Annotated in this window: 4 protein-coding genes and 1 pseudogene; 4 read left to right on the top strand and 1 reads right to left on the bottom strand. The window is 59.2% G+C overall.

From position 1 onward, the window contains the following. The first annotated feature begins 99 nt into the window (after window positions 1-99). The 4 genes and pseudogenes from AB4043_RS19655 (at window position 100) to AB4043_RS19640 (ending at window position 4,274) form a co-directional block, all read left to right on the top strand. Entirely contained in the window at window positions 100-435 is a 336-nt protein-coding gene (locus AB4043_RS19655) for a hypothetical protein (RefSeq protein WP_442307845.1), read from the top strand. Then, window positions 432-1,139 (top strand): hypothetical protein, encoded by a 708-nt coding sequence (locus AB4043_RS19650; protein ID WP_442307844.1) that lies wholly within the window; start codon window positions 432-434, stop codon window positions 1,137-1,139. Before AB4043_RS19655 ends, AB4043_RS19650 begins: the two co-directional genes overlap by 4 nt. Window positions 1,140-1,156: 17 nt before the next feature. Beyond that, window positions 1,157-2,278: pseudogene (locus AB4043_RS19645) on the top strand (NupC/NupG family nucleoside CNT transporter); the annotation flags it as partial. 148 nt (window positions 2,279-2,426) lie between these two features. Next, window positions 2,427-4,274, top strand: coding sequence for an asparagine synthetase B family protein (locus tag AB4043_RS19640; RefSeq protein ID WP_442307846.1), 1,848 nt, complete (start codon window positions 2,427-2,429; stop codon window positions 4,272-4,274). A gap of 81 nt (window positions 4,275-4,355) precedes the next feature. Here AB4043_RS19640 and AB4043_RS19635 read toward each other — a convergent pair whose 3' ends face one another. Beyond that, the gene (locus tag AB4043_RS19635) at window positions 4,356-5,651 is read right to left on the bottom strand and encodes a glycerate kinase type-2 family protein (RefSeq protein ID WP_442302714.1); all 1,296 of its coding nucleotides are present in this window, start codon (window positions 5,649-5,651) and stop codon (window positions 4,356-4,358) included. Window positions 5,652-5,711 lie beyond the last annotated feature (60 nt).

Here is a 5,711-nt window from a genome sequence, read left to right as displayed (position 1 = left end):
CTGCACGCCCCTCCCGGGATACCCAGTAACAGGAAAAAATGCTCTAGCCGCCTATGAGCCGGTATGCTGTCCTGATGCACGCGAAGGACCTGCAGCACCATGTCTGAACATCTTCATCCAATTGACATCATTCTTGCCAAGCGCGACGGCAAGGAATTGAGCGGCGAGCAGATCGAAAACTTTATAGCCGACGTCGTCTCCGGTGACGTCACCGACGCGCGGCTGGCCGCCTTCTTGATGRCCGTCTTCCAGCGCGGTCTTACGCGCACCGAGCTTGCCTACCTGACCAGCGCCATGCGCTTTTCCGGCGAGGTCTTCGATGCCGCCATCTCGCGCGGAACCAATGTCGACAAGCACTCCACCGGCGGCATCGGAGACAAGACCTCGCTGTTGCTGGCCCCAATTGCGGCCGCCGCGGGCCTGTCGCCTTCATGAAGAAAGTAGAAGACGCGGAGTTTCTGGCGAGCCTTCTGGTCTCAACCGGCGAGCTTGCCGGCACGAGGACTGGAGCTCTACTGACCACCGTCGATCAGCCACTCGGACGCTTCAGTGGCAACTGGGTCGAGGTGTGGGAGTGCGTCGACATCCTGAAGGGCATCCGCCATCCCTTCAGCGAGGACCTCATCGAGCTGACGATTGCCCTGGCTGGACAGATGCTCTTCCTCGGCGGTAAGGCAGGGTCTGCGGAAGGGGGCGAACGCCTCAGCAAGGAACTGCTGGAGAACGGCAAGGCGTGGGAGCACTGGCTGCTGATGGTTGAAGCCCATGGCGGCGACGTCCGCGTCTTCGACGACCCGGCAGCCTTCCACAAGCCCGCCGCAACCCGGACATTGAAAGCTAAGCGCAGCGGCTATCTGGCCTCGATGGACTGCACCCAGGTTGGCTGGGCGATCCAGCGGCTGGGCGCCGGACGCGAACGGCCGGGCGACCCGGTCAGCGCCGACGCCGGCCTGACGATGCATGCCAAGCTTGGCGACTCTCTGAAGGAAGGCGATCCGTTGGTAACGATCTTCGCGGCCAGTTCATCGAAGATCGACGGGCCAGCGGAGATGCTGCTCGAGACCATGGAGATCAGCGATCACAAACCACAGGTGCGACCGCTCATTCTGAAACCCATTACCGCAGCCGATGTGAAGTAGCACTGGTGTAGCGGCGCGGAGGCCAACTGCTCTTCGCCTTCCTGGTCATCAAGTGGACGGTTGGACAACAGATCCTGGCCAAGTGCTCTTACTTCATCACCAGCTTCCTGGGGCACTCGGTCGATGGATCCTCGATGGTCTTTGGCCCGCTGGGCGATCCGAAGAGTCCGCTCAGCATCTTTGCCTTCGCTGTGCTGCCAACCATCATCTTCGTCTCCGCCTTCTTTGCCGTGCTCTATCACCTGGGAATCATGCAGTGGATCATCCGTGGCATGGCATGGGTGATGCAGCGGACGATGGGAACCTCCGGCGCGGAGAGCACGAACGTTGCCGCCAGCATCTTCATGGGCCAGACCGAAGCGCCGCTAACCATTCGCCCGTTTCTGAATGGGGCGACACGGTCAGAGCTGATGACCATCATGACCTCGGGCATGGCGCACGTCTCTGGCGGCATTATGGCTGCGTATATCTCCTTCGGCATTCACGCGAAGGACCTGCTCTCGGCGGTCATCATGACGGCGCCCGGCACTATCCTGCTCTCGAAGATGCTGGTGCCGGAGACGGAAGTTCCCGCTACCGCCGGTACGGTTCACATGCCTCCGCAGGATGGGGAACACTCCAAAGAGAACCTGATCGGCGCTATCGCCCGCGGCACCATCGATGGCGGACAGCTCGCCTTCAATGTGGCCATCATGCTGATCAGCTTTCTGGCCCTGGTAGGGCTGGCAAACGGCATCATGGGGGGCATTGCGAAACATATTCCCTTTCCGCCTTCGCTGAACTCGGTACTCGGATTTCTCTGCGCGCCGGTGGCCTGGCTGATCGGCATTCCCTGGCATGAGGCCCGCACGGTAGGGAATCTGCTTGGAACCCGCGCCATTCTGAATGAGTTCATCGCCTACAAAGACCTCGGAGACCTGGCAAACGCGCACGGCATCTCTACTCGGTCGCTCTCCATTGCCACCTTTGCGCTGTGCGGATTCGCCAACCTTGGCTCCATCGGCATGCAGATCGGGGGTATCGGAGCCCTGGCCCCCAGTCGCCGCAACGATCTAGCCCGGCTGGGCCTGCGCGCCATGCTGGCCGGAACGATGGCCAACCTGGTCTCAGCTTCGATCGTCAGCATGTTGATCAGCTGATCCTTCCAATCGAGGAAAACCGTCTCTCGAAACTGCAAGACCCGCCGATGATATTGGTGGGGCTGCAAAGCGTAACCAGAGCTCGCTCAATTGTTCCCAAAATGGGAATTGAGCGAAACATTGGTTATCATCGTAACCTGTAGCCCTAATCTGTCGTGAAGCGGTATCCCCAACATCGCCTCATCGTATTCCGGCAGATTTCCCGGAGGGAACACGGTACTCGCGTCCAGGCCTCCTTCTCCTTGCCGCGCCCGACAGTGTCTGTATTTCCACGCCAGAACTATTTCTTCTGCTCGATGGACGTATCGACAACCAGAGAGAGCTGGCCTCGATGCTCGATCTGCCTTTCGGAACATCGCTCTCGGAGTTACTGAAACACGCTTGGCATCGCTGGGGAGAGGAGCTGCCGGGTCACCTCATAGGGGACTTCGCTTTCGCGGTCTGGGATGGCCCACCACGCAAACTTCTGCTCGCTCGCGATGTCGCCGGAACTCGCCCGCTTCATTTCAGCTTAACCCCAAAAGGTATCGCGTTCGCATCGCTCGTCAGGCATCTGCTGCAACTCACCGGCAAACCCGCTAAGCCCGATGAAGAGCGAGTCGCGGAGTGGCTTGGAGGGCATTTTCACACCTCCACACATACCTTCTTCGATGGAATTCAGACAGTTGCCCCGGGACACACGCTTATCTGGCAGAATGGCCGGCATACAGTCCATTCTTTCTGGAATCCCCTGAAAACGGCCGTTCTCCGTCTTCGCGATCCGCGGGAGTATGTCGAAGGGATGCTGCATCACGTGGAACAGGCAGTCCGGCGGCGCATTCCCAATCATGGTCTACTGGCAACGCACTTGAGCGGGGGATTGGATAGCTCCACCCTCACCGACACCGCGGCACGGTTTCTGGCCCCTTGTGACCGCTCTCTCCTCGCCTTCACCGCGGTTCCAGCTACGCCCCTCGACGATACCCTTTTCCGAGGCCGCTTTACCGATGAGGCTCCTTTTGCCCGTGCCGTAGCTCAGCGACACTCGAATATCGAGCACATCCTGATCTCGAATCATGCGAACAGTCTCTTCCAGGCCCTCGATCGATGCACCGATGCCACGGAACGGCCTTTCCTTAATCCTCCAAATGCCGTGTGGTTGCTGGCAATTCTGCAGGCAGCCGCCAAGCGCGGCGCGGTCACTCTGCTCAATGGAATCGGCGGAAACTTTACCCTGAGTTATCACGGTCAGCGTGCTCTTCCCGGCCTGCTCGCGGCGGGACGCATACCCACCTTGAGCCGCGTGATCTTAGGATTGCATCGCAACGGCGAAAGCTGGAAGCACATCCTCGCGAATCTCATGCAGCCTTTCTTCCCTAAAATGCACCATTACGCGCTGTCGTTCTTCAAGAGAAAGCCGGCATCACGCGCGATTAGCATGGGGGCATCTCTCAGTTTTCTACGGAGGTCTGGATATCTCGCCGAACGTCTACAACCCAGCGTTAACGGACGATCAGAACGCGCTGTCGTTCTTCGAGGACTGGACCTGGAACAGGTCCACATGCTCGGACGGACGGTTGCATCGATTGATGATGTCGTCCCTCCTCTCGATCGGGATCTCATCGAGTTCACACTCTCTATCCCGGAAGAGATCTGCTGTCTGGATGGAGACCGGCGCTCCCTGATCCGCACCACGATGAAGGATCGTCTTCCTGACATGGTCCGCAACGAACGCCGTCGCGGGCTACAGGCCGCCGACTTTCTTTCGCTGCTTACGGCAGAGCTGCCCGCGATCCGGATGGAGCTTGCGCAGATGCAGCAGATCGACCTGGTCCGTCGTGCCATCGACCTGCCTCGGATTCAACGCTTGGTGGAACGGTGGCCTTCTGAGTTTCATCCCAGTTTGTCCGGCGATTATGCGCTCGCCCTGCCAAGAGCTCTTTCGATGGGCCGCTTTCTCCGGAGGATGGAGGATGGATCGCTCTTTTCGACGATCACTTCAAACGAAGTGAGTTAGATATCCCGAAACGTCAGAAAGCAGGTCCTTCACTATGTTCAGGATGACAACATTTATGGCAGGAACTTCTGAGACGCCACGTTAGTCTTCCGCCAGAAGCACCCGAAGATCGCGCAGGTTATTGCCAGTCGGTCCCGTAACAATGGCGTCTCCCATGGCAGCAAGGACCGCTCCTGAGTCGAATCGTTCCAGCGCTCCTGCAGGATCTGCTGCATGTTCCCAGGTATCGGAATCAACCACTGCTCCCGCAGCCGGACTGTTGCCGTCCAGACCGTCACTGCCGGCACTCAACACGGCAGTATTTGCCATGCCGTCGATGAGTTGCGCAGCGTAGAGCGCGAAGTGCTGATTGCGTCCGCCGTTGCCGGCTGGGCCGGTAACCGGTACAGAGACCTCTCCCGCGGAGATCAATGCTATCCGCTTGCCCGGTTGGCGCAGGCGGGCAAGCTTGTAGAGCAGATAGACTGCTGCCTTGTCATAAGGCCATTCATCGCATCCGTTGTCGACTACAGCCTCGAATCCGAAATCTCGAGCGATGGCAGCGGCCTCCCTGCAGAGAGTGGACGACGAAAGCACTACGAGATAGAAGGCCCTGGCAAAAGCAGGATCATTCTGCTTTGGCGTCTCCGGCAGCTCGAGACTCGCGAACAGTTCAGCGATCGCCGCAGGCAACGGTTCCGTCAAGCGAGACAGCAACACCCGGCAGTAGGTGATCGTACTCCCATCCGGAATGGTAGGCCCGGAGGCGATCACATCCGGGCGCCCCTCCGGTACATCGCTCACCAGCAGGGTCACCTGCGTCGCAGCATTTGCTGCGGCAACAGCCAATCGCCCTCCTTTGACTGCGGATACGTGTTTGCGCAGTGCATTCATCTCGGCGATGTTCAGGCCCGAGTGCACAAGCATACGATGGAACGCCGCCATCTCATCCATGGAGACCTCAGGAATCAACGGCATCTCCATCATCGCGGAGGCTCCTCCGCTGATGAGCCACAACACCAGCGTCTCACCGTCTGCTTCGCGCGCTAGCTCGAGCGCGAGCTCGGCGGCACGGCGCGAGCTCTCATCCGGAAAGGGATGAGAGCCGCGCAGGAACGTAAGCTCCGCCGGAGCTCCCGAGTTTTCCGGAGCCAGCACCARTCCCGTGAATGGCAGGTACCCTCGCAGCAGATCCGCGCTGTATACGGCCATTGGAACTGCTGCCTTGCCGAGTGCAATGATGATGGCGCGCCGATATTGCTCAAGCGGAAAACTATGTTCTCCGACCTGAAGGGTACCGTCGGCCCATCGCACCTGCTCGGCAAGATGCTTGTCGAGCCTGGCTGCTTCGAGAGTCCGCAGGTAGATCTGTTTTGCCTGTTCCTTGAGCGTCGCCACTGTTAGAGAATTTTCCCTATAGGTGTAGTGTAGGGCTTCCGCATCCTATGGGCGTTTTTC

Origin of the sequence: Terriglobus sp. YAF25, from assembly GCF_052113305.1 — a bacterium.
Taxonomy (GTDB): Bacteria; Acidobacteriota; Terriglobia; order Terriglobales; family Acidobacteriaceae; genus Terriglobus.
This window is presented reverse-complemented; position numbering and strand designations above follow the sequence as displayed.

Excerpts from the sequence above, each read along its gene's own strand:
- AB4043_RS19650 (WP_442307844.1), top strand. The coding sequence starts at position 432 with ATGAAGAAAGTAGAAGACGCGGAGTTTCTGGCGAGCCTTCTGGTCTCA.